We start from the raw sequence: 21,239 nt of genomic DNA on the forward strand, positions 1-21,239 counted from the left end.
CCAGTTTATTGAATGGATCGAAAGCCCCATATCTGGCGGGACAAATCATTCCAACCGCTGGAGAGAGCCCAAAATGTCCATTCTTCTTGTCACTTCGAGCCCGCGCGGCGCTGCCTCGCATTCGACCCGCATCGCCACCGAATTCGCCGAAAAGCTCGTCGCCGCCGATCCGTCGAACACGCTCGTCGTGCGCGACCTCGTCGCCAATCCGTTGCCGCACATCGATACCGACTATGCGACGGGCATCTATACCCCGGCCGAAGCGCGCACCCCGCGCCAGGCTGAAGTCGTCGGCGTCTCCGATGTCGTGCTCGACGAGCTGTTCGCCGCCGATACCGTGATCCTGGCCACCGGCTTCATCAACTTCAACATCTCCTCGACCCTGAAGTCATGGGTCGACCACATCTCCCGCTCCGGCAAGAGCTTTGCCTATGGCGAGAACGGCCCCAAGGGTCTGGTCACCGGCAAGAAGGTCTATATCGTGCTGGCTTCCGGCGGCATCTATTCGGAAGGTGCGGCCGTGCAGTTCGATCACGCCATTCCCTACCTGCGTGGCGTGCTCGGCTTCCTCGGCATGACCAATGTCGATGTCATCCGCATCGAAGGTGTCGGCATGGGTCCTGACGCGGTGACCGCAGCGCTCGCCAAGGCGACCGCCAAGGTCGACGCCGTTGTGGCCGCCAGCCGGGACGTCGCGGCTGCCGCATAAAGAGGCGAGATTTGTCCGCATCGGAGGCAGGCGTTCGCGCCTGCCTTTTGCGTTCTAGCCGATGAGGTGCCTCAGCAGACCAGCGGCGCTGACCCCGATCAGCACGGTCGGCAGCATGGAAAACCGCGTGGCGGCTGCCAGAGTAACAGCCAGCGCCAGAAGATCCGCCGGGGACTTCGATACGAAGGCCGGTGCGATGACAGAGATCAGCACGCAGCCGGGCGCAGCTTCCATCACAGCCGTGGCACGGGCGCCCAGCGTGCGGTTGCGCAGGACGACATAGCCGCCGATCCGCGTCAGGTAAGTGACGCCGGCCATCAGCACGATGGTGAAAAGGGTCGTTGCATCGATCATGCATCACCCGCCATCAGCCAGGCCGCGACCAGACCCGACATGGCGCCGGCGGCGACATACCAGGCACCGGGAACGAAGAGATAGACCAGTGCTGCAACGCCCAGGCTGACCAGCCAGGGCCGCGCCGCCGCCATACCCGTCCACATGCCGCGCATCAGCACCAGGAAGACAGCCGGGAACGCCATGTCAAAACCATAGGTCTCGACATGGCCGAGCATCGGACCGAGCAAGGCACCCAGCGTGGTGAAGGCCACCCAGGTGAGATACATCGCCAGCGCCGCGCCCATATAGTAGCGCGGGCTGAAGGCCGGCGTGATGCCGGCAGCAGCACGCTGTTTGGCATCGGCCAAGCCCAGCGCCCAGCTTTCATCGCACATAAGGAAAAGCGCCGGAAACACCTTGCGCCGTGGCAGGTCGCGCAGGAACGGCGCCAGTGCCGCACCCATCAGCAGGTGACGGCTGTTGACCAGGAAGGTGATGGCGACGATGAGCACGATGTGCGGCGGCGACGTCCACAACTGGATCGCCGCGAACTCCGAACCGCCGGCGAAATTCAGCCCTGTCATGGCAGACAGTTCGACCGTGCTCAAGCCTTTCTGCGTCGCCTGGGCGCCAAGCACCAGCGCATAAGGGATGGTGCCGAACAGCACCGGCGCGCAGGACGCCACGCCACGGCGGAATTCGGATTTCGAACCATCCGCCACCGTCTCGACTGCCTGTGAAATGCTCATGTGTCTTCATCGGCTGACCTCGCGGCCGCCGCTTCCCTGCGTTTGAAATCAACTGATGTCGGCAGCAAACATACCGAAATCGGTCCGCAATTTGGTTGCGGAGATTGTTGTATTTCGCCGAATTCTGGCATTTTATGTTACAAATTTTCGAATAGATGGAATCTGTAGCCATGAAGCTGGATGAGATCGACAAGCGGATTCTGCGGGCGCTGCAGCGCGACGGCCGCATGGCCAACAATGATCTGGCCAATGAGGTCGGGCTGTCGCCATCGCCTTGCCTGCGTCGCGTGAAGCTGCTGGAGGAAGCCGGTGTCATCGACCGCTATGTCGCTGTGCTCAACCCGGCCAGCATCGGCAAGGGTCTGACCTTCTTCACCCGCATCTGGCTGAAGACGCAGGACGAGGACACGATCGAGCATTTCGCCACCGAAGTCGCCAAGCTGCCGCAGGTGATGGAGTGCTACCTGATGCTCGGCGATTGCGACGCCATGGTGCGCGTGGTGGCGGCCGGCATCGACGATTACCGCCGCTTCCAGTCGGAGCATCTGAGCCGCATCAAGGGCGTGCAGAACGTCAAGACCGACGTCCCCAGCCAGACGATCAAATACACGTCGGAACTGCCGGTCTGATCTGCTGAAAACGGCGTCGGGCCAGACTGGATAAAAAATGCAACCGGATTGTAGGATCAGCCTCGCTGCCGGCGTCCTTCGGATGCAAGCAGCGCTGAGCGCTGCCCTCTGGCATGGGAGATTTGAATGAGCTTTTCCTATCGTTGGGTCATCGTCGCGGCTGGCGCGCTGATGTCCTGTGTCGCCATCGGGACGATGTTTTCGCTGGCGATCTTTCTCGAGCCGATGGCGATCGACACCAACTGGTCGCGCGCCGGCATTTCGAGCGCCATGACGCTCAACTTCCTGGTGATGGGCCTTGGCGGCTTCGCCTGGGGCGCGATATCGGACCGTTTTGGCGCCCGCATCGTCGTGATGACCGGCGCGGTTCTGCTCGGGCTGGCGCTGGTGCTGGCCAGCCGGGCCGGTTCGCTGCTGAGCTTCCAGATTACCTATGGCGTGCTGGTCGGCCTCGCGGCAAGCGCCTTTTTCGCGCCGATGATCGCGCTGACCACAGGCTGGTTCGACACCAACCGTAGCCTCGCCGTCTCGCTGGTCTCGGCCGGCATGGGCGTGGCGCCGATGACGATTTCGCCCTTCGCCCGCTGGCTGATCTCCGCCTATGACTGGCGCACCGCCATGTTCGATATCGGCATTACCGCCTGGGTATTGCTGTTGCCGGCGGTGCTGCTGGTGCGCCAACCACCGAAGCCCGTCATGGCCGATACCGGCTCCGCGCCGGTTGCCGAAGGCGCCGGCCTGACGGTCGGCAAGGCGCTGCGCTCACCGCAGTTCATCGTGCTGGGGCTGACCTTCTTTGCCTGCTGTGCGGCGCATTCCGGCCCGATCTTCCATATGGTCAGCTATGCCATGCTGTGTGGCGTCGCCCCCATGGCAGCGGTCTCGATCTACAGTGTCGAAGGCCTGGCAGGCCTCGGCGGCCGGCTCTTCTACGGCGTGCTGGCCGACCGGCTGGGCGTCAAGCCGGTGCTGATCGCGGGCTTGGCGATCCAAGCGATCGTCATTGCCGCCTATCTCTCGATCAGCCGGCTTGAGCAGTTCTACATGCTGGCCGTTATCTTCGGTGCCACCTATGGCGGCGTCATGCCGCTCTATGCGGTGCTGGCGCGCGAATATTTCGGCCAGCGCATCCTCGGCACCGTGTTCGGCGCCGCCACCATGCTGTCCAGCCTCGGCATGGCGCTGGGCCCGCTTGCCGGCGGCATGGTGTTCGACGCCTACGCCAACTATTCCTGGCTGTTCATCGGCTCGGCTCTTATCGGGCTCGGGGCGGTCGGCATCGCCATCGCGTTTCCGCCGCTACCGCGCAGGGAGTTGCAGCCGGCTTAGTCCGCGTCGATTTCCTAAACCTTGCTGGCCGGGCGCGCAATCAGCCTGGCCCGTTCGGTTCACTGCGGATCCTGTCCCCTGTTTCATCCGTTCCCTCTTGCGCGAGGCAGTTTACGGCCAACGTTTGCACCAAGCGATCTCGACTGAGCTCGCGCATCCAGTCCACGCCAGAGAGGACACCCTGATGGTCGAACATCCGAGTGGAAGCGAAAGCAACAGAATTGCCGCAAGCGCTGTTGCCGACGACGATCCGCGTCTTGCATTCATTTATCAGGAAGCAGTGAGAGGTCTCACGCAACAGCAAACCCTTGTGGAGAACATGAGCAGCCGCGCCGGCAGCCTTGTCTTCGCCACCGCCTTCGCAAACTCGTTGCTTGGCGGTGCGGCCCTTTCCAACGGGCTTGGGCCTTGGGACTGGATTGCGGTGGCCCTGCTGTTCGGCATTGGCGGGCTGATCGTCTTCATGCTTTGGCCCTACCACCAATACACATTCCGCTTCGATCCCGAAGAGTTGCTTGATCAATATGTCGACGGCGACAGGCCGACGACGATGTCGGCCATGCGCCGCGCGCTTGCGCTTCGCATCAAGGCGGACATGGCCGGCAACTGGCGAATTATCCAGCGGCTGCGGGTGGCGCTGCAGATTGCGCTGCTGTTTCTGCTGCTCGATATCCTGGCCTGGCTTTTGGCGATTGCAGGCGTTTGAGCCGGAGGGCACACGGGTCCGCCACGGCCCGGCGCTTGAAGGACAGGCAACCCACGATGGATCGAAAAGCTTTCTTGAGCATTTAAGCTTTGGCTAATAGTAGCCCAGGAGAGAACCAATGAAAAAGACGCTGCTCATTTTGAGCCTGCTCATTCCGCTCTCGGCGTGCTCCCGTACAGAACAAGGCGCTGCCGTCGGCGGCTTGGGTGGCGCAGCGGTAGGCGCCGCGGTGGCCGGCGATCCTGTGCAAGGGGCGGTTGTTGGCGGTGCGGTTGGCGCGATAGCCGGGGCCGTCATCGGGCACGCCAGCGAAGCCGGCCAGTGCAGATATCGCGATCAGTATGGCCGGGTTTACGTTGCACGATGCCCGGAGGGTTACTGACCTGGAGGCGCGTGATCTCTTTCGATCACGCGCCTGCTCCGGAGGTGGGATAAGCGATGGGCTATCGGATCAAAGTACTGCTGGGTTGCTGGTTCGCCGTTGCCAGCGCTGCCGCGATGTATGCGGCATCCACCGCCGCGATCTCCGCCGCGCCTGTTGATGCCAAGACGATTGCCGATCACCTCTCATCGGTAAAGTCCATGTCCGGGGACTTCGTCCAGTCGGGTCCAAATGCGGAAAGGACCCGTGGCAGGTTTTTTCTACAACGCCCCGGCAAGATCCGATTCAACTATGCAGGCCAATCAGGGATCAGCGTGATTGCAGATGGCAAATCCCTGGTGGTTTATAACAGAAAGCTGAAGACATCGCGGCTTTATGCTCTCTCGAAGACGCCGCTTAAGCTGCTGCTCGACAATAAGGTCGACTTCTCCGGCAATCGCGTGAAAAGCATCAGGGACGATGGCGCCCAAATTACCGTCAAGCTGTCCGACAGATCGACCTTCGGCAATTCGAGCATCTCCATGGTGTTCGACAGTAAATCTCTAGATCTGCGCAGATGGAGCCTCACCGACGAGAAGGGACTTACCACAACGGTGACTATATCAAATGTGAAGCAGGGCGTTCGCGCTCCCGAGGGCACCTTCGTGATCGATTACACGGCAAACCGTGAATTCAACACGACAACGAAATAGCCGAAGCCGCGGGCATATTCCCTGGGCCGGAACCAATGCGATCATCAGCGGTTTAGTCCATGAAGGGACCGGAACCGCAAAGGACGCGGCGCAATGATTGAAATTCATAGCATGGAAGCGGCCAAAGCCAGACTGCGTATAAGGAGAGCTGAGCACTCTTTGAAGTGCGCGAACGACTTGCTGGACGAGGAAGGTGGCGTCGCCCTCAATCTGGCATTGTGCAGCCGGATAAGAGCCGCGCAAAGGCACCTGATCGAGGCAAGGGCACGCCTGATGACGATCGATCCCGCCAGGACGAATTGACCCGCTGGCGGTCGCGATCTGCGACCTCCAGCGGAGAGGTGGTCCTGCCTACCCAAAAATCCGATCGCCCTGCTCGTCGACCAACTGGATGCCCTCCTTGATCGAGATGTCGACGGCGTCGTCGAGCGGGGAGTTAAAGAAGGTTGTATCAGACAGACCTAAGGCGATAGTAGTTATTCGTCGGTAAGTGGGGCTTTTCATCGTGACAACTCGCCTGGGTCCGCTGGTAACCTTTTGCTTGATCGCCTTTGTCGCCTTGACTGCAACTGCATCGGCCGTCGCAAAGCAGAAAGCGCCCGAAGAATGGCCGATGAACTTCATTCTGGTTCGGAACGGCGATTGCAACGTCAACTGCGTCCAATGGATATCTGCCGAGGGCATAATAAAACCTGATACCGCCAGGCAATTTGAGAAATTTCTGCGGAAACTGAAGGGAGAAAGGCTTCCTGTCGTGTTTCAGTCTGGCGGCGGGAACGTGGATGCGGCGCTCGAAATGGGACACATGATCCGCGCCGCCGGCCTCGAAACTGCGATAGGCAGGACGCAGTTGAACGGCTGCCCGATGCTGGTGCCACGCTGTCCGCAAAAGATGGTCAGGAACGGCTGGTCGGAAGGGGAAGTTCATTCTGGTGGGGCGTACTGTTTCTCGGCCTGCCCATGGGCCTTGGCTGGGGGCCAGGTCCGCGCCGCAGCTGCCAATGCCCGGATCGCCGTCCATCAGATAACGAACGGCCGGAAGACACCCCGAATGCACAACGGCAGAAGAAGCCTTGATGAGATTTCGACGGTGCCTGATCCGGCGCTGAAGCAGTTGCTGTCCGACTATTTCGACGAAATGGGCGTCAACAGCGCCGATGTGTTCGCCATGATGGGGCTGGCAACGCCGCAGGGCCTTTATAACGTCTGGGACGCTGAAGCGCTCAAATCAGGCATCATAACGAAAGTCTACTCGTACTCGGAAGAACCGGGCTACGTCATCGGTGGAACGAATGTTGCCGATCCGGCCGATCCCACGCCGGCGGCTACTCCGGTGCCGGCGGTTACCACAATGCCGGACGAACTCATGCATTTACTGCCATAGCAAGGCAGCCTGTAGAGTGAGCCGGCTTTGATGGCATTGCGGAGACCAGGCCTTGTTTGGCGTTCCTAACACGCTTGACAGCATCTTCACGCTGATCGGTTGGGCTCATTGCGAGATGCCGAAGATTTTCGCCTCGACCGGTCCTGCCTATCCAAAAACCCGATCGCCCTGCTCGTCGACCAGTTGGATGCCCTTCTTGATCGAGATGTCGACGGCGTCGTCGAGCGCGGCAAAGCGGTCGGCGCGGATGAATTTGTGTTCCTTCACCACGCCGTCGATCTCCTTGGAGACGACGCCGCAGGTCTGGTACTGGCCATCGGCCTTGTAGGGCGTGGCGCTGATCAGAAAGCCCTTGTGCTCGACCTGCTTGGCTGGCGCTGCACTCGTCGGCTCAGCCGTCTGGGTTCCGCCGCCGCCACCGCCGAAAAGACGCTTCAGAAAAGACATCGGACTTCCTCCAACAGCATTCATCCCGCACCATGTAGAGTGACGCGGGATGAATTTCACTATCGGTCCTTGGGCCAGCGGGCAAGGGCTGCGTCCGGTCGGCTGGACGAGCTTACTTGTGCGACAGCGCTTCCAGCGCCTCGGCGGCGGCTTCGAGGATGGCGATGGCCTCGGCCTGCTTGTCGGCCGGGGCGTCGACGAAGTCGCCCAGAGCCGCGCGCAGCCGGTGACGGACTGCGCGGAATTCGTCGCGCGCTTCCGAACGATCCCCGCGGCCACCGCGGCCGCCACGACGCCCGCCCTCTTCGCTCTCGTCGTTCCAGCCGAACCAGTCGCGCGCCTTGGCCATTTTGCGGCCGAAGCGCTCGAGATGGTCGAGCACGCCGTCGATCATCTCGCGGTTGTCGGCGAGATGCGCCTGGCCCGCCTCGGTGATCGAAAACACCTTCTTGTTGCCGTCGGCGGCGGAGGCGGCATAGCCGGCCTCTTCCAGGAAGGTCAGCGTCGGGTAGACCACGCCCGGGCTCGGGCTGTAGATGCCGCTGGTGCGCTCTTCCAGGGCCTTGATGATGTCGTAGCCGTGACGCGGCGCTTCGGCCAGCAGCGACAGCGTGATCAGCTTGAGGTCGCCGTCGGCCAGCATGCGTCCGGCGCGGAACATGTCGCCCGGACCGCCGCGCCCGCCACCACGGCCACCGTGGCCGAACGGGCCAAAGCCGCCGCCCCCTCTGCCACCGAATTTGCCGGCCATGTGCATGAACATGCGCTCGCCGAAATGACCGCGCCCGAAATGATTGTGTTTGTGCATTGATTGCTCCTTGAGTTGTATCTTACGATATATCTTAATTAGGCAAGTCAATCGATGGAGTCAAGATATATCTTACGATGTATCTGAATGCAGCACCAGCGGGCTCGATTTTCCAGTCTCGGCCGCTTCGTTGCGAACGGCGGCCACCGATAAATTCGGCTACCAGCGCCCCATGCGCCGGTTCCAGGCATAGAGAAGATCGGCAAAGCGATCGTAGGCAAAGCGTGTCAGCGGCAAGGCAACCGGATTGCCGAACAGCGTCGCCAACCAGCCCTCGCCCGGCGTGACCTTCCATACCGCGATGGCGACATCGGCGCCGACCAGCAGTCGGCCCTCGGCATCGGTGGCGTGCAGCCGGCGGCGGATATCCTCAAGCGACGCGCCAAATCCGGCTAGCGCTGCCGGTTCAAGATTGATGTCTCGGAACTTGATCCGCCCAGCCTTGATCGCTTCGATCAGCCGCCGCTTCTGCCTGCTGATCCCGGCATCGCAGACCGGGCAGCGCGTGTTGTACCAGACGGTCAGCATAGTTCCGGCATTTGGTTGGTAGCGCAAACTTGAAGGACCACGAACGATCGGGCGCCGTCAAGACGTCGCTCGGTCGCTCGCGCGAAGGAGAATGTATCGGGCCAGCCGGTCCGGCCCTTCCGCTACGGGCTTTATCCGAGCGAGGTGACGATCTCGCGGTAGGCTAATTCGGGAAAGGCCTTCAGCGTCCGCGTCCTGACATTGCCGGCCGCCGCCAGCATCAGCGAGAAGCGCGCCAGCACCGCGTCGTCGGGCGCTTCGACCACCGCCACCATGTCGTATTCGCCCATGGTCAGGTAGAACGCCTTGAACGATCCGCCCATGTCTCCCAGCTGCTTTCTGGCGGCGTCGAGCCGCTTCGGTGACTCGCGCACGTTTCTGGCACCCTGCTCCGTCCAGTTCATCAGCACGATGTAGCTTGTCATGGCACACCTCCCTCCGGGGCCACGGAGCACGGCGGCTTCGCCGGGGCGGGCATCCGGCTTATCGCCCAGAAATGCATCCGACAGCGAAATTATCCTCCCGAAGGGCCTGGCCCGCAAGAGTGCGCCCCACAAACAAAAAAGGGCGCCATCGGCGCCCTTGAACTCTTTGCATCGGTAAGTCTCAGCTATCCAGGAAGCTGCGCAGCTTGCGCGACCTGCTCGGGTGCTTGAGCTTGCGCAGCGCCTTGGCTTCGATCTGGCGGATACGCTCGCGGGTAACCGAGAACTGCTGGCCGACTTCTTCCAGCGTGTGGTCGGTGTTCATGCCGATACCGAAGCGCATTCTGAGCACGCGCTCCTCGCGCGGCGTCAGCGAGGCCAGCACGCGCGTGGTGGTCTCGCGCAAATTGGCCTGGATCGCCGCGTCGATCGGCAGGATCGCCATCTTGTCCTCGATGAAATCGCCCAGATGCGAATCCTCCTCGTCGCCGACCGGCGTTTCGAGCGAGATCGGCTCCTTGGCGATCTTCAAGACCTTGCGTACCTTTTCGAGCGGCATGGCAAGCTTTTCGGCCAGTTCTTCCGGCGTCGGCTCGCGGCCGATCTCGTGCAGCATCTGGCGCGAGGTGCGCACGATCTTGTTGATCGTTTCGATCATGTGCACCGGAATGCGGATGGTGCGCGCCTGATCGGCGATCGAACGCGTGATCGCCTGCCGGATCCACCATGTCGCGTAGGTCGAGAACTTGTAACCACGGCGGTATTCGAATTTGTCGACCGCCTTCATCAGGCCGATATTGCCTTCCTGGATCAGGTCGAGGAACTGCAGGCCGCGATTGGTGTATTTCTTGGCGATTGAGATGACGAGGCGCAGATTGGCCTCGACCATTTCCTTCTTGGCGATCGCCGCTTCGCGCTCGCCCTTCTGCACCTGGTTGACGATCTTGCGGAATTCCAGGATCGAGATCGCCGTTTCGGTGGCGAGGTTCTGGATCTCGGCGCGCAGGTCCTTGATCGCATCCTTCTCGTTCTTGGTGAATTCCTTCCAGCCGCGCGAGGTCAGGTTGCCGATCGAGCGCGTCCAGTTCGGGTCGAGCTCGGAACCCTGATATTCCTTCAGGAACTCTTCGCGACGCACGCCGTAGCTTTCGGCGAGCCTGAGCAGCTTGCCTTCGTTCTGCACCAGGCGCTTGTTGATGTCGTAGAGCTGCTCGACCAGCGCCTCGATGCGTGCCGTGTTGAGCGACAGCGACTTCACCGCCTTGATCAGTTGGTCCTTGAGCTCCTTCAGCCGGCGGTCCTGGCTGGGCGACAGCGTGCCGGCGGCGGCCAGACGGTTCTCGACCTGCTGGTCCTGCAGCTTGCGCAGCTTCTTGTAGGTGTCGGCGATAACGTCGAGCGTCTCCATCACCTGCGGGCGGAGTTCCGCTTCCATCGCGGCCAGCGACAGGCTCGCTTCGTCCTCGTCCTCGTCGTCGTCATCCGTCAGCCCACGCGTATCGGCGCCGACATTGGTGATGTCGTCTTCGTCGTCGCGCGAACGGCGCGGCTTGTCCTCGACCTTGGCTTCCTCGACGCGCTCGACCACCGGCGCCTGCTTGGCCTCGGGGCCGGCATAGGTGGCTTCGAGATCGATGATCTCGCGCAGCAGGATCTTGGATTCGTTGAGTTCGTCGCGCCAGATGATGATGGCCTGGAAGGTCAGCGGGCTTTCGCACAGACCCGCGATCATCGTCTCGCGGCCGGCCTCGATGCGTTTGGCGATGGCAATTTCGCCCTCGCGCGACAAAAGCTCCACCGAGCCCATCTCGCGCAGATACATGCGCACCGGATCGTCGGTGCGATCGGTCGGTTCTTTCTTGGTGGTGGTGGCGGCGACCGCGGTGCCGGTCTGCTCAGCCAACTCGTTGGCGTCTTCCTCGGCATCGGCCGCGGTGTCGGCGGCCTCGGGCTCCTCGCCCTGCTCGTCGTCCTCGACCACGTTGATGCCCATGTCGGACAGCATCGCCATCGTGTCCTCGATCTGCTCGGAGGTCACTTCCTCTGAGGGCAGCACCGAATTCAGCTCGTCCATGGTGACATAGCCGCGCTTCTTGGCGGCCTTGATCATCTTCTTGACAGCATCATCGGAAAGGTCGAGCAGAGGGCCATCGGTGGCGCCTTCGCGTTCGGTTTCGACCTCTTCCTTTTCCTTTGTCGCCATAGTCTTTATCTTCTCCTAGCGGCCGAACTTCAAAGCCGCGTAAGCTGTCGGACCAGTCAAATCGGATGCGCTCGCTTATGAAACGCGCTTCACCGGGCCAGTAACTGCATCAACTCGTTTCGTTTGGTGTATGTCGTTGCCCCAAAACCGGGTTTCCCCTTTTTGGGCGACATCCATTAAGTCCAGATTAACCCTGATATCTGTGGCAGGCGGGCAGCCTGTCCAGTGACCAGTACCTCACATCGCTTATTTCCCGTCGACGCGGGTTCGGGTTAACGTTTCGAATCGTCCTGATTCCGCCAATCTGCCAGAAGGTCAAGCGCCTCTCGCATGATTCGCATGAAAAAAGCGAATCAATTACCCGACTTAGCCCGTTACGCGCCATTTCGACGCGCAACGACGCTTTCTCAATTCACTCGCTTCCAACTAAGCTCGCCCTGCCCTGCCCGAGGAGACGCCAAACCCTTCGATCAGCGCTTCCGTGGCTTGCACATCCTGGAATTGCGCCTGAATTTCGATCAGGTGCCGGTAGTTTTCGTCTGTGGGATCGGTGGCGAGCGCCGCTTCCGCCTGTTTCAGTTCCTTATGTAAGGTGCGCGCGCTGCGCTGCAAGTGCAACGCCTGGCTGAAAGCATCGCGGGCATCTTCAAGGGCGGCGGTCTCCAGCGCCGGCCATTGCCGCATCCGCCGGATCAACCCGACGGCCCGCTCCCAGATCTCGGCGCAGCCGGCGCGTTCGATCGTCGCAATCACCGCCTGCCGGTCATTGGCCATGTCATGCGCCATTGCATCGAGGATTGCCGCATGCAGCCGCCTTAGATCGGAGTTGGCAAGATCGAGAAACTCGATATGGGCGAAATTCTCGTCGATCAGTGCCGGATGGTTGACCAATGCGACGATGATCGTCGCCTCGCGCACCGACATCCCCTCGCCGCCACGTTTGACCAAAGCCGACTGGCCGAGACTTTCGGTGATCGCAATGCGGTCGCCACCGCTCTTGGCGAACTGCCCGCCGGGAGCGGCTGCCTTGCCCTGGCCCGGGCGCCCATCCTGGCGGCCGCTTTGCCTGGTGCCGCGCTGCGAGCCGAAGAAGCTCAACACGCGCTCGCGCATCTCCTGTTGATAATGGTAGCGGAGACTTTCATCGCGGATGCGGCTGGTCAGTTCGCGCAGCGTCTTCTCAAGCTCGGCCCGCCGCTCCGGCGTGTCGAAGACGCCGCCCGCCGTCTCACGCATCCATAAAAGATCGACCAGCGGCCGCGCCTCGGCCAGAACGCTACGAAACGCATCCGGTCCTTCGGCCTTGACCAGATCGTCGGGATCCTTGCCTTCCGGCAGCAGCGCGAAACGCGCCGAGCGGCCGGCCTGCACCGACGGCAGCGCCATGTCGGCGGCCCGCCACGCGGCCTTCAACCCGGCCTTGTCGCCGTCGAAGCACAACATCGGCTCCGGCGCCATGCGCCACAGCAGCTCGAGCTGGTTCTCGGTAAGCGCGGTGCCGAGCGGCGCCACGACATTCTCGAAGCCGGCCTGTGCCAGCGCGATGACATCCATATAGCCTTCGACGGCGATGACCGTGCCGCCCTTGGCCAAGGCCTTGCGGGCGCGGGCGAAATTATAAAGCACGTTGCCCTTGTGGAAGAGCTCGGTGTCGGGCGAGTTCATGTATTTGGCCAGCGCATCGGGCTGCAGCGCGCGGCCGCCAAAGGCGATGATCTTCCCCCTGGAATCCGGGATCGGAAACATGATGCGGTCGCGGAACCAGTCATAGGAAACCGGGATGTCGTCGCCGTGGCGCACCAGTCCGCAGGCCTCGATATCGGCTTTCGGCACGCCCCTGGCGGCGAGATGCTCCTTCAGCGCATTGCGGCTGTCGGGCGCAAAACCAAGCCGGAACGATTGCTGCGTCGCCGGCGTCAGGCCGCGGTCGCGCAGATAGGCACGCGCCTTGGCGCCTTCCGGTCCCTGCAGCCGTTCCTGGAAGAAGGCGGTCGCCATCTCCATGACGTCGGTCAGGCTGGCGCGTTCCTTTTCGCGCCGCTCCTCCTGCGCATCGCGGACCGGCATCGGCACCCCGGCCATGTCGGCGATCTTCTCGACCGCCTCGGGAAAGCTCATCCCGTCCAGTTCGGTGAGGAACTTGAAATGATCGCCCGAGACCGAACAGCCGAAACAGTGGTAGCGGCCCTTCTTGTCCTCGCAGTGGAAGGAAGGGCTCTTCTCGCCATGAAACGGGCAGCACGCCCAATAGTCGCCGCGTGGCGCATTGGTCTTCTTGCGGTCCCACGCGACGCGCTGGCCGATCACCGATGAAATCGGCACGCGGTCGCGTATCTCGTCGAGGAAGGCGGGTGGAAAGCGCATCGGGGAACTCGTTTCCCGATTATATAATCACGCCCGCGAAATCCGACGACCCTTAATGCGGGCCATACCCGGTTTCCACAGGCAAAAAGAAAGGCGGCCGTAGCGGGCCGCCTCCCTTTTCAATGTCCGGCAAGGTGCCGATTAATGCGCGGCAAGCGCGCCGAAGATGACGCCGGAGAGGATGCCGACCAGCACATAGTCGTTGCCGACGCGGATCCATTCCTGGCCGCGGCCGGGGCGATGCAGGCCGTAGCGGCCATAGTCGCGGATCGGCTGATGGCGCTTCCAGCCGGAATATTTCTGGCCATGCCGCCAGTTGTTGCGCTTCACGACGACGACCTTCTTCTTGTAAACGCGCTTCCTCACATCGCTGTGGTGGCCGGGCTTCTGCCAGTCGACCTGGTTGTAGTTCGACTGCGGCGCGTTCGGCGCATTCAGCGGTGCGGCCTGGCCGGTGAGCGACGTGGCGGCCAGCATCGAGAAAGCGAGTGCGGAAAGGACGATGCGTTTCATGAGAAGTCTCCTTGGTTGTCGATATCGAAGCAGTAGCTGCCCATCGATGAACCGAAACTGAACGCACGCATTACAATTATGTAATGGATTCCTTGATTTACCCAAGGAAGCTGAACATGATCGCAAAGGCAGGAGCCAGTCGCACCGCAAACTCGGCCTATCCGCCGCTTCGCGCCCGCCCCGCAATGCAACCATTTGCGCGTCCGTCCATTCTCCGACACTGCCTGTCGCGCGGCAACGGCCCTTGAAATCGACAAGATTTTATTACCCGGCTAAAATATTCGAGCTATTATAAGTCACCGCCATGAACATGATTCGTTCCCTCGTTTTTCCTTCTGATCGCCACGCAAAACAGGGCGGGCGCCCTGTTTGCATGCGGGGGACGAAATGAGCGGGTCCGTCGTCCTTCTGCATCTGGCCGGCGCCGTGGCGCTGATGCTGTTTGCCACCCGCATGGTGAAGACCGGCGTTGAACGCGCCTATGGCGACGTGCTGCGCCATCGCCTCCGCGCCACCATGCGCAATCCGATCATGGCGGTGCTGGCCGGCACCGGCCTTGCCATCGCCCTGCAGAGCTCCACCGCCGTCACGCTGCTGGTCGGCTCCTTCGCCGGCTCTGGCATCGTCTCGGGCGCCGCGGGTCAATTGGCGGTGCGCGGCGCCGAGATCGGATCGGCGCTGGTGGTCAAGCTGCTGACCTTCGACCTCACCTTGCTGGTGCCGCTGTGCCTGATCACCGGCACGGTGATGTTCATGGCCACCGAGCGGCGCGACTGGCGCCAGACCGGCCGCATCCTGGTCGGCATCGGCCTGCTGATCCTGTCGCTGGAGATGATCGGCCAGGCATCGGAGCCGCTGCGCAACAGCCAGCTCATGCCGGTCATCATCAACTACTTCTCGACCGATTCCATCACCGCCTATCTGCTGGCGGCGCTGATCACCTGGCTGTTCCAGTCAAGCATCGCGGCGGTGCTGTTGATGGCGACGCTGGCCGGGCGTGGCCTGATCACGCCTGAACTCGGCGTCGTTCTCATACTGGGCGTCAATCTCGGATCTTCGATCATTGCGCCGATGCTGACCCGCTCGTCGAGCCCCGAGGTACGCGTCGTGCCGATCGGAAACCTTTTGATGCGCGGGCTTGGCTCGCTGGTCATGCTCATCCTGGTCATGATCTTCAGGCCTCACTTCGCCTTTCTCGGCTCGACGGCGGCGGGCCAGATCGTCAACGCTCACATCCTGTTCAACGTGCTGATCCTGCTCGCCGGCCTGCCGTTGGCAGGCTTCGTCTACCGCGCTTCGGAGAAGATCGTCGCACTTGGCACCAAGCCCGTGCCGGCCGCCTCGCTTGACGTCGTCGAGCTGTCCGCGCTCAACGAAAGCGCGCTCGACGTGCCGAGCCAGGCGCTGGCCAATGCCACCCGCGAGGTGGTGCGGGTCTGCGAGACGATCGAGATCATGCTCAAGCGTATCATCGAACTCTATGAAAGTGCCGACGCCGACAAGATCAAGGCGCTGGCCGCACTCGACGACCGCGTCGACCGCAAGCACGCCGCGATCAAGCTCTACCTCGCCAAACTGACCAGGAACCCGCTGACCGAGGACGAGGCGCTGCGCTGCCAGGAACTGATCGGCGCCTGCGTCAAGCTCGAGCAGGTCGGCGACATCATCGTGCGCAACATGCTGGTGCATGTGAAGAAGAAGTTCGAGCGCGGACTGGAATTCACCGACGAGGGCTGGGCCGAGCTGTGCGCCTTCCATGGCTCGGTTCTGGCCAATGCGCGGCTTGCCTTCAACGTTCTGGTGTCGCGCGATCCCGAGACCGCCCGTCAGCTGGTGCTGGAAAAGGACCGGCTGCGCGACCGCGAAAAGGAAACCAGCGCCAGCCATTTCGTGCGGCTGCGCGACGGCACCGCCAAGAGCGTCGAAACCAGCTCGATCCATCTCGACACCATCCGCGACCTGAAGCAGATCAATTCGCTGCTGGCCTCGATGGCCTATCCGGTGCTTGAAGAGCGCGGCCTGCTGACGGGGTCGCGGTTGAAAGCGAGCTGAAGAATAGCAATCCCCCACGAGGCCTCCGGAGAGAGAGGAAGGGCGCGAGTTGAAATAAGATCGCGCCCTTCCTCTACCCCGTCGATCGGGGGAGAGGAAGGGAGCGCGCTTGGATAGGTTCGCGCGCTTCCTTTACCCCGGCCATCTCCCCCACAAGGGGGGGATTGGCGCTTCACCGCCTCGCCCCCCACTGAAGAAAACCTAAACTCGCGACAAAAATTTCTGGATTGCCCGCAAAGCCCATCCGTGGTTTGAGGCGCTTCCAGCTAAGGCTTCCCCATGTCGCTTCCGCTCATCGCCCTGTTCATCGCCGCCTTTGCCTTCGGCACCACCGAATTCGTCATTGCCGGCGTGCTGCCGCAGGTGGCGCAAGGCCTGGGCGTCTCGGTTCCCTCCGCCGGCTATCTCGTCTCCGGCTATGCCGGCGGCATCGCCATCGGCGGCCCGCTGCTGGCGCTCGCCACCAAGTCATTGTCGCGCAAGACCTTGCTGCTAGGCCTCGCCATCGCCTTCACCATTGGCCAGGCGGCTTGCGCGCTGGCGCCCGATTTCACCTCGATGCTTCTGTTGCGCATTGCCGTGGCGGTCGCGCATGGCGCCTATTTCGGCGTCGCCATGGTCGTCGCCGTCGGTCTCGTGCGCGAGGACCAGCGCGGCATGGCTGTCGCCGTCATCCTGTCCGGCCTCACCGTCTCCAACGTCATCGGCGTGCCGGCCGGCACCGCGATCGGCAACATCTGGGGCTGGCGTGCGACTTTCTGGGTGATGTGCGCGCTGGGTGTCGCGGCAACGCTTGCCATGGCAGCCCTTTTGCCGCGCACCACCGGCTCATCGGCCAAGCCCGCCGGTTTCGCCCGCGAGGTCCGCGTGCTGGCCCGCCAGCAGGTCTGGACATCGCTGATCCTGATGCTGATGCTGATGATCGGCCAGTTCGGCCTGTTCACCTACATCACCCCGACACTGCTGGAAGTCACCGGTCTCGACGAGAACCTGGTGCCGTGGGTGCTGCTGCTCAACGGCGTCGGCGCAACCCTTGGCGTCTTCCTCGGCGGCAAGCTCTCCGACTGGAAGCTGATGCCGTCATTGATCACCATGCTGGCCCTGCAGGCGGTGACGCTTGGCGTGATCTATGCCGTCAGCCCCTATCCCCTGCCGATGGTTGTGGCGATCGTCATCTGGGGCGGTCTCAACTTCGCCATCGGCACGCCGATCCAGACCCGCATCCTGGCCTGGACGGCAGATGCTTCCAACCTCGCTTCGTCGCTCATTCCGTCCGGCTTCAATGTCGGCATCGCGCTGGCCGCTTCGTTGGGCGCCGCGATGCTGAACAGCGGCTATGGCTACCGCAGCCTGCCGCTGCTCGGCGCCATCGCCATGCTGGTCGCCGTGGCAGTGGCGCTCGCCTCTTATGTCTGGGAAGGGCGCAGCAACGCCACGCCGCCGCTGACAGCCCCAGCCGAGTAGATCACGATCCGGAAAAGTGGACGCCGGTTTTCCGAAAAGATCGTGATCAACCAAAAACACTTCACCCGCGCCAGCGCAGCAGGCGCATGGCGTTGGCGGTGACCAGCACGGTCGCGCCGGTATCGGCCAGGATCGCCGGCCACAGGCCGGTGATGCCCAAAATGGTGGTGACCAGGAACACCGCCTTCAGCCCCAGCGCCACGGTGATGTTCTGGCCGATATTGGCCATCACCGCCCGCGACAGTTTCACCATACGCGCGACGTCCATGACGCGGCCGTGCAGGATCGCCGCGTCCGCGGTCTCCAGCGCCACGTCGGTGCCGCCGCCCATGGCAATGCCGATGTCGGCGGCCGCGAGCGCCGGCGCGTCGTTGATGCCGTCGCCGACCTTGGCGACCTTGAAACCCTCGCGCTGCAATTCGCCGACGATGCGCTGCTTGTCCTGGGGCAACAGCTCCGCCCGCGCCTCGATGCCGAGCGAAGCGGCGATGGCTTGCGCCGTGCGGCGGTTGTCGCCGGTCAGCATCACCGCGCGGATGCTCTCGGCCTCCAGCGCCGCGATCCCGGCCGCAGCATCCGGCCGCGGCTCGTCGCGCATGGCAATCAGCCCGGCCACCACGCCATCGGCGACCAGCACTGACACCGTCTTGCCCTGGCCGTTGAGGCTGTCGACGGCGAGGCGCTGCGCTTGTGTCATGTCGGCGCGTTCGCCCGCCGCCTGGCCGGAGCCGAGGAAGACGGCGACGCCGCCAACGCTGCCCTCGACACCCTTGCCCGAGATTGCCTTCGCCGCGAGAGCCGGCGGCACCGGCGCCTTGTCGGCCTTGGCCCGGTCCAGGATCGCCATCGCCAACGGATGGCTGGAGCCCTGCTCCAGTGCTGCCGCCAGCGCCAGCACGGTGCGTTCATCCCTTCCATACGCCACGATGTCGGTGACGACAGGCTTGCCTGCGGTCAGCGTACCGGTCTTGTCGAAGGCGACCGCCGTGAGCCGGCGAAAGCCTTCCAGCACCGCACCGCCTTTCATCAACAGGCCACGCCGCGCGCCGGTCGCCAGGCCCGCGGCGATTGCCGCCGGGGTCGAGATGACCAGCGCGCAGGGGCAGCCGATCAGCAGGATCGCCAGGCCCTTGTAGATCCATTCGTTCCAGTCGCCGCCGGCAAGCAGCGGCGGCAACAATGCCACCAGCGCACCGACCGCCAGCACCGCCGGCGTGTAGGTGCGCGAGAAGCGATCGATGAAGCGCTCTGTCGGCGCCTTGGCCTCCTGCGCCTCCTCCACCAGCCGCGCGATTCGGGCGATGGTGTTGTCGGAAGCGGCCGCCGTCACCCGCACCTTGAGCACGCCATCGGTGCTGATCGTGCCGGCAAAGACGGCGTCCGTAGCGCCCTTGCGCTTCGGCGTGCTCTCGCCGGTCACCGGCGCCTCGTCGATTTCGCTCGCGCCCTCGATGATCTCGCCATCGGCCGGGATGCGGGCGCCCGGCCGCACCAGGATGATGTCGCCGACCGCAAGGTCTTCGGCGGGACACTCCGATGTGCCGCCTGCGCGCTCGACCAAGGCCGTCTTCGGCACCAGATCGGCAAGTCCCTGGATGCTCGCCCGCGCCCGGCCGGCGGCGACACCCTCCAGAAGCTCGCCGATCAGGAAGAGCACCACCACGGCGGCGGCCTCTTCAGTGGCACCGATCATCACGGCGCCTATCGCCGCGATGGTCATCAGCATCTCGATCGAAAACGGCGTGCCGGCCAATGCCGCCATCAGCGCGCGCCGTGCGATCGGCACCAGGCCGACCAACAGCGCGGCCAGGAACACCCCGCGTTCCGCCACCGGGAACAGATGGCCGATGCCGTATGCGGCGAGAAGCGCTGCCGCGCAGGCGAGCGTCAGCACCGCCCGGCGGGAACGCCACCACGCCTGCCCCGTCTCGGAATGGCCATGATCGGGATCGGGATCGTGGATCGCATGATCGTGGCCTTCATGGTCATTGTGGACGTGATCGGCGTGCGCCTTGTTTGACATCGGCGATACATGTGCCTCGGCCCTGACGATGCCGTAGCCGAGCCGAGCCACCTGCTGCAGCACCTTGTCTTCCGGCAACGCGCCGCCATGGCTGACCGTCATGCTGGCACCGGTCACCGAAACCGAGACATCGGCGACGCCGTCTAGGCGACGCACCGCCGTATCGATCTTGGTTGCGCAAGAGGCGCAATCCATGCCGCCGATCTTGAACCGCGTCTGCCTGATTTTTACCTGGTCGAGGGGCGCCGTCATCACATCACCTGTCTGTCTTGCCCGCGCGGCGTCGCCGTATGGGTCTTGAACGCTGATGTCAGGCACTGTAATTGCTCTAGTCACTAGAGCTTCAAGAGGCAATTCATGTTTTCGATCGGTGATCTCTCGCGCCGCACCGGGGTCAAGGTGCCGACCATCCGCTACTACGAGCAGATGGGCCTTGTTGCCGCACCCGAGCGCTCGGAAGGCAACCAGCGCCGCTATTCCAGGCAGGAGCTGGAGCGGCTGGCCTTCATCCGCCACGCCCGCGATCTCGGTTTCGCCGTCGAGGACATCCGCTCTCTGATCGATTTGAGCGGCCACCCCGAGCAACCCTGCGGCCACGCCGACAAGATCGCCGAGGAGCAACTGATCTCGGTGCGGGAAAAGATTGCCCAGTTGAAGCGGCTCGAGGCCGAGCTCGAACGCATCGCCACGTGCTGCAATGGCCAGACGGTCGGCGACTGCTACGTCATCCGCGCGCTGTCGGATCATGCGCTGTGCGCCGATGAGCATGGTTGAGATACATCCTACAGCTCGATCCGGAACCGCAAGCTTTCTGCTCCGCCATAGGCGGCGTCCTCGAAAAAGCGTTCGACGAGCTTGCCGCCATTGGCCAGGATCACCTTGTGCGAGGCCGGATTGCCCGGTTTGGCGGTGATCTCGACGTCAGCCAGGCCGACCGCCCTCGCCTCCTCCAGCATCAGGCGCAGTGCCTGTGTAGCGTAGCCGCGCCGCCGCTTCCACGGCACCACCGCATAGCCGATATGGCCGAGCACATGCGGCGGCAGGTCCGACGTGGCCTTCTGCCAGCGAAAGCCGATCGAGCCCGACGCCTCGCCGTCCCAGATCCAGCGGCGGAAGCCCGGCAGGCGCGGCACCTTTTTGCCGTCGGGCAAGGTGATCGGACCGCCCCTGGCCTGGGGATCATCGAGGTCGGCGAGAAAAGCCACGGGATCCCTTTCGATTGCCGCAAGCTGCTCGCGCGTCGCTTCCAGCAATCGCACATTGTCCGGCGACCAGCCGCGTTCGAGTGCCGCCTTGTAGGACGGCAGATGTTCGAGCGCGGGTTTGACGATTTCGATCATGGTGCACCGGTGCAGACGCGATGCCCACAAAATAGCATGCTTGACCAGGGAGGCACGGTCCACCAAAGCGCGGCCCCATACGACAGAGGCCGCGCTCCCATCACTGGAAACGCGGCCCTGGCGTTGTGTCCTTGGGAGGACCGGCGATCCGGCGCG

23 protein-coding genes are annotated in these 21,239 nt (G+C 63.0%); 11 read left to right on the forward strand and 12 right to left on the reverse strand.

Translation table 11 applies throughout. From position 1 onward, the window contains the following. Window positions 1-73 precede the first annotated feature (73 nt). Complete coding sequence (locus tag LB519_RS16150) at window positions 74-709, forward strand: FMN-dependent NADH-azoreductase (RefSeq protein WP_224620584.1); 636 nt, start codon at window positions 74-76, stop codon at window positions 707-709. A 54-nt stretch (window positions 710-763) separates the two neighbouring features. On the opposite strand, the gene LB519_RS16155 is transcribed toward LB519_RS16150, so the two are convergent. Both LB519_RS16155 and LB519_RS16160 read right to left on the reverse strand, forming a co-directional pair. Next, the gene (locus LB519_RS16155) at window positions 764-1,063 is read right to left on the reverse strand and encodes an AzlD family protein (RefSeq protein ID WP_024505491.1); all 300 of its coding nucleotides are present in this window, start codon (window positions 1,061-1,063) and stop codon (window positions 764-766) included. Beyond that, window positions 1,060-1,794 carry an AzlC family ABC transporter permease gene (locus tag LB519_RS16160; protein ID WP_224620585.1) on the reverse strand — a complete coding sequence of 245 codons (735 nt, stop codon included), beginning with the start codon at window positions 1,792-1,794 and terminating at the stop codon, window positions 1,060-1,062. Before LB519_RS16160 ends, LB519_RS16155 begins: the two co-directional genes overlap by 4 nt. A gap of 170 nt (window positions 1,795-1,964) precedes the next feature. Here LB519_RS16160 and LB519_RS16165 point away from each other — a divergent pair, with 170 nt between their 5' ends. The 6 genes from LB519_RS16165 (at window position 1,965) to LB519_RS16190 (ending at window position 5,835) form a co-directional block, all read left to right on the forward strand. Continuing rightward, window positions 1,965-2,423 (forward strand): Lrp/AsnC family transcriptional regulator, encoded by a 459-nt coding sequence (locus LB519_RS16165; protein WP_063168771.1) that lies wholly within the window; start codon window positions 1,965-1,967, stop codon window positions 2,421-2,423. Window positions 2,424-2,549: 126 nt separating this feature from the next. Next, entirely contained in the window at window positions 2,550-3,752 is a 1,203-nt protein-coding gene (locus LB519_RS16170; RefSeq protein WP_027162053.1) for an MFS transporter, read from the forward strand. A gap of 319 nt (window positions 3,753-4,071) precedes the next feature. Further along, window positions 4,072-4,458 (forward strand): hypothetical protein, encoded by a 387-nt coding sequence (locus LB519_RS16175; protein WP_082826532.1) that lies wholly within the window; start codon window positions 4,072-4,074, stop codon window positions 4,456-4,458. 118 nt (window positions 4,459-4,576) lie between these two features. Further along, window positions 4,577-4,840 (forward strand): YMGG-like glycine zipper-containing protein, encoded by a 264-nt coding sequence (locus LB519_RS16180; protein ID WP_013530156.1) that lies wholly within the window; start codon window positions 4,577-4,579, stop codon window positions 4,838-4,840. A gap of 56 nt (window positions 4,841-4,896) precedes the next feature. Further along, complete coding sequence (locus LB519_RS16185; RefSeq protein ID WP_224620586.1) at window positions 4,897-5,532, forward strand: outer-membrane lipoprotein carrier protein LolA; 636 nt, start codon at window positions 4,897-4,899, stop codon at window positions 5,530-5,532. A gap of 93 nt (window positions 5,533-5,625) precedes the next feature. Beyond that, entirely contained in the window at window positions 5,626-5,835 is a 210-nt protein-coding gene (locus LB519_RS16190; RefSeq protein WP_013530154.1) for a hypothetical protein, read from the forward strand. Window positions 5,836-5,883: 48 nt separating this feature from the next. On the opposite strand, the gene LB519_RS16195 is transcribed toward LB519_RS16190, so the two are convergent. Continuing rightward, a complete protein-coding gene (locus LB519_RS16195) occupies window positions 5,884-6,156 on the reverse strand; it encodes a hypothetical protein (protein WP_145923780.1) in 273 nt (90 codons plus the stop codon). Here LB519_RS16195 and LB519_RS16200 point away from each other — a divergent pair. Then, a complete protein-coding gene (locus tag LB519_RS16200; RefSeq protein ID WP_127369554.1) occupies window positions 6,146-6,916 on the forward strand; it encodes a hypothetical protein in 771 nt (256 codons plus the stop codon). The genes LB519_RS16195 and LB519_RS16200 overlap by 11 nt on opposite strands. Before the next feature lie 147 nt (window positions 6,917-7,063). Here LB519_RS16200 and LB519_RS16205 read toward each other — a convergent pair whose 3' ends face one another. From LB519_RS16205 to LB519_RS16235, 7 genes are all read right to left on the reverse strand, one after another. Continuing rightward, a complete protein-coding gene (locus LB519_RS16205) occupies window positions 7,064-7,363 on the reverse strand; it encodes an HlyU family transcriptional regulator (protein ID WP_224620587.1) in 300 nt (99 codons plus the stop codon). A 112-nt stretch (window positions 7,364-7,475) separates the two neighbouring features. Beyond that, window positions 7,476-8,171: a PadR family transcriptional regulator gene (locus tag LB519_RS16210; RefSeq protein WP_013530152.1), complete on the reverse strand. Its 696-nt coding sequence runs from the start codon at window positions 8,169-8,171 to the stop codon at window positions 7,476-7,478. Window positions 8,172-8,330: 159 nt separating this feature from the next. Continuing rightward, window positions 8,331-8,699: a thiol-disulfide oxidoreductase DCC family protein gene (locus LB519_RS16215; RefSeq protein WP_027162060.1), complete on the reverse strand. Its 369-nt coding sequence runs from the start codon at window positions 8,697-8,699 to the stop codon at window positions 8,331-8,333. Between the two features lie 131 nt (window positions 8,700-8,830). After that, window positions 8,831-9,124, reverse strand: a complete 294-nt coding sequence (locus LB519_RS16220) for a GYD domain-containing protein (protein WP_013530150.1) — start codon at window positions 9,122-9,124, stop codon at window positions 8,831-8,833. Between the two features lie 181 nt (window positions 9,125-9,305). After that, window positions 9,306-11,327, reverse strand: a complete 2,022-nt coding sequence (gene rpoD, locus LB519_RS16225; protein ID WP_013530149.1) for an RNA polymerase sigma factor RpoD — start codon at window positions 11,325-11,327, stop codon at window positions 9,306-9,308. A gap of 426 nt (window positions 11,328-11,753) precedes the next feature. Continuing rightward, window positions 11,754-13,691 carry a DNA primase gene (gene dnaG, locus LB519_RS16230; RefSeq protein ID WP_224620588.1) on the reverse strand — a complete coding sequence of 646 codons (1,938 nt, stop codon included), beginning with the start codon at window positions 13,689-13,691 and terminating at the stop codon, window positions 11,754-11,756. Window positions 13,692-13,832: 141 nt separating this feature from the next. After that, window positions 13,833-14,204, reverse strand: coding sequence for an RcnB family protein (locus LB519_RS16235; RefSeq protein ID WP_224620589.1), 372 nt, complete (start codon window positions 14,202-14,204; stop codon window positions 13,833-13,835). A 387-nt stretch (window positions 14,205-14,591) separates the two neighbouring features. Here LB519_RS16235 and LB519_RS16240 point away from each other — a divergent pair, with 387 nt between their 5' ends. Continuing rightward, a complete protein-coding gene (locus LB519_RS16240; protein ID WP_224620590.1) occupies window positions 14,592-16,256 on the forward strand; it encodes a Na/Pi cotransporter family protein in 1,665 nt (554 codons plus the stop codon). Window positions 16,257-16,535: 279 nt separating this feature from the next. Continuing rightward, window positions 16,536-17,720: an MFS transporter gene (locus tag LB519_RS16245; protein ID WP_013530145.1), complete on the forward strand. Its 1,185-nt coding sequence runs from the start codon at window positions 16,536-16,538 to the stop codon at window positions 17,718-17,720. A 61-nt stretch (window positions 17,721-17,781) separates the two neighbouring features. Here the strand turns inward: LB519_RS16245 and LB519_RS16250 are convergent, their stop codons facing one another. Then, window positions 17,782-19,995 carry a heavy metal translocating P-type ATPase gene (locus LB519_RS16250; RefSeq protein WP_224620591.1) on the reverse strand — a complete coding sequence of 738 codons (2,214 nt, stop codon included), beginning with the start codon at window positions 19,993-19,995 and terminating at the stop codon, window positions 17,782-17,784. A gap of 105 nt (window positions 19,996-20,100) precedes the next feature. Between LB519_RS16250 and LB519_RS16255 the strand changes: the two genes are divergently transcribed. Continuing rightward, the gene (locus tag LB519_RS16255) at window positions 20,101-20,517 is read left to right on the forward strand and encodes a MerR family transcriptional regulator (protein ID WP_013530143.1); all 417 of its coding nucleotides are present in this window, start codon (window positions 20,101-20,103) and stop codon (window positions 20,515-20,517) included. A gap of 8 nt (window positions 20,518-20,525) precedes the next feature. On the opposite strand, the gene LB519_RS16260 is transcribed toward LB519_RS16255, so the two are convergent. Then, on the reverse strand, window positions 20,526-21,083 hold the full coding sequence (locus LB519_RS16260) for a GNAT family N-acetyltransferase (RefSeq protein WP_224620592.1): 558 nt from the start codon (window positions 21,081-21,083) through the stop codon (window positions 20,526-20,528). Window positions 21,084-21,239 lie beyond the last annotated feature (156 nt).

Source organism: Mesorhizobium sp. AD1-1, from assembly GCF_020164655.1.
Taxonomy (GTDB): domain Bacteria; phylum Pseudomonadota; class Alphaproteobacteria; order Rhizobiales; family Rhizobiaceae; genus Mesorhizobium; species Mesorhizobium ciceri.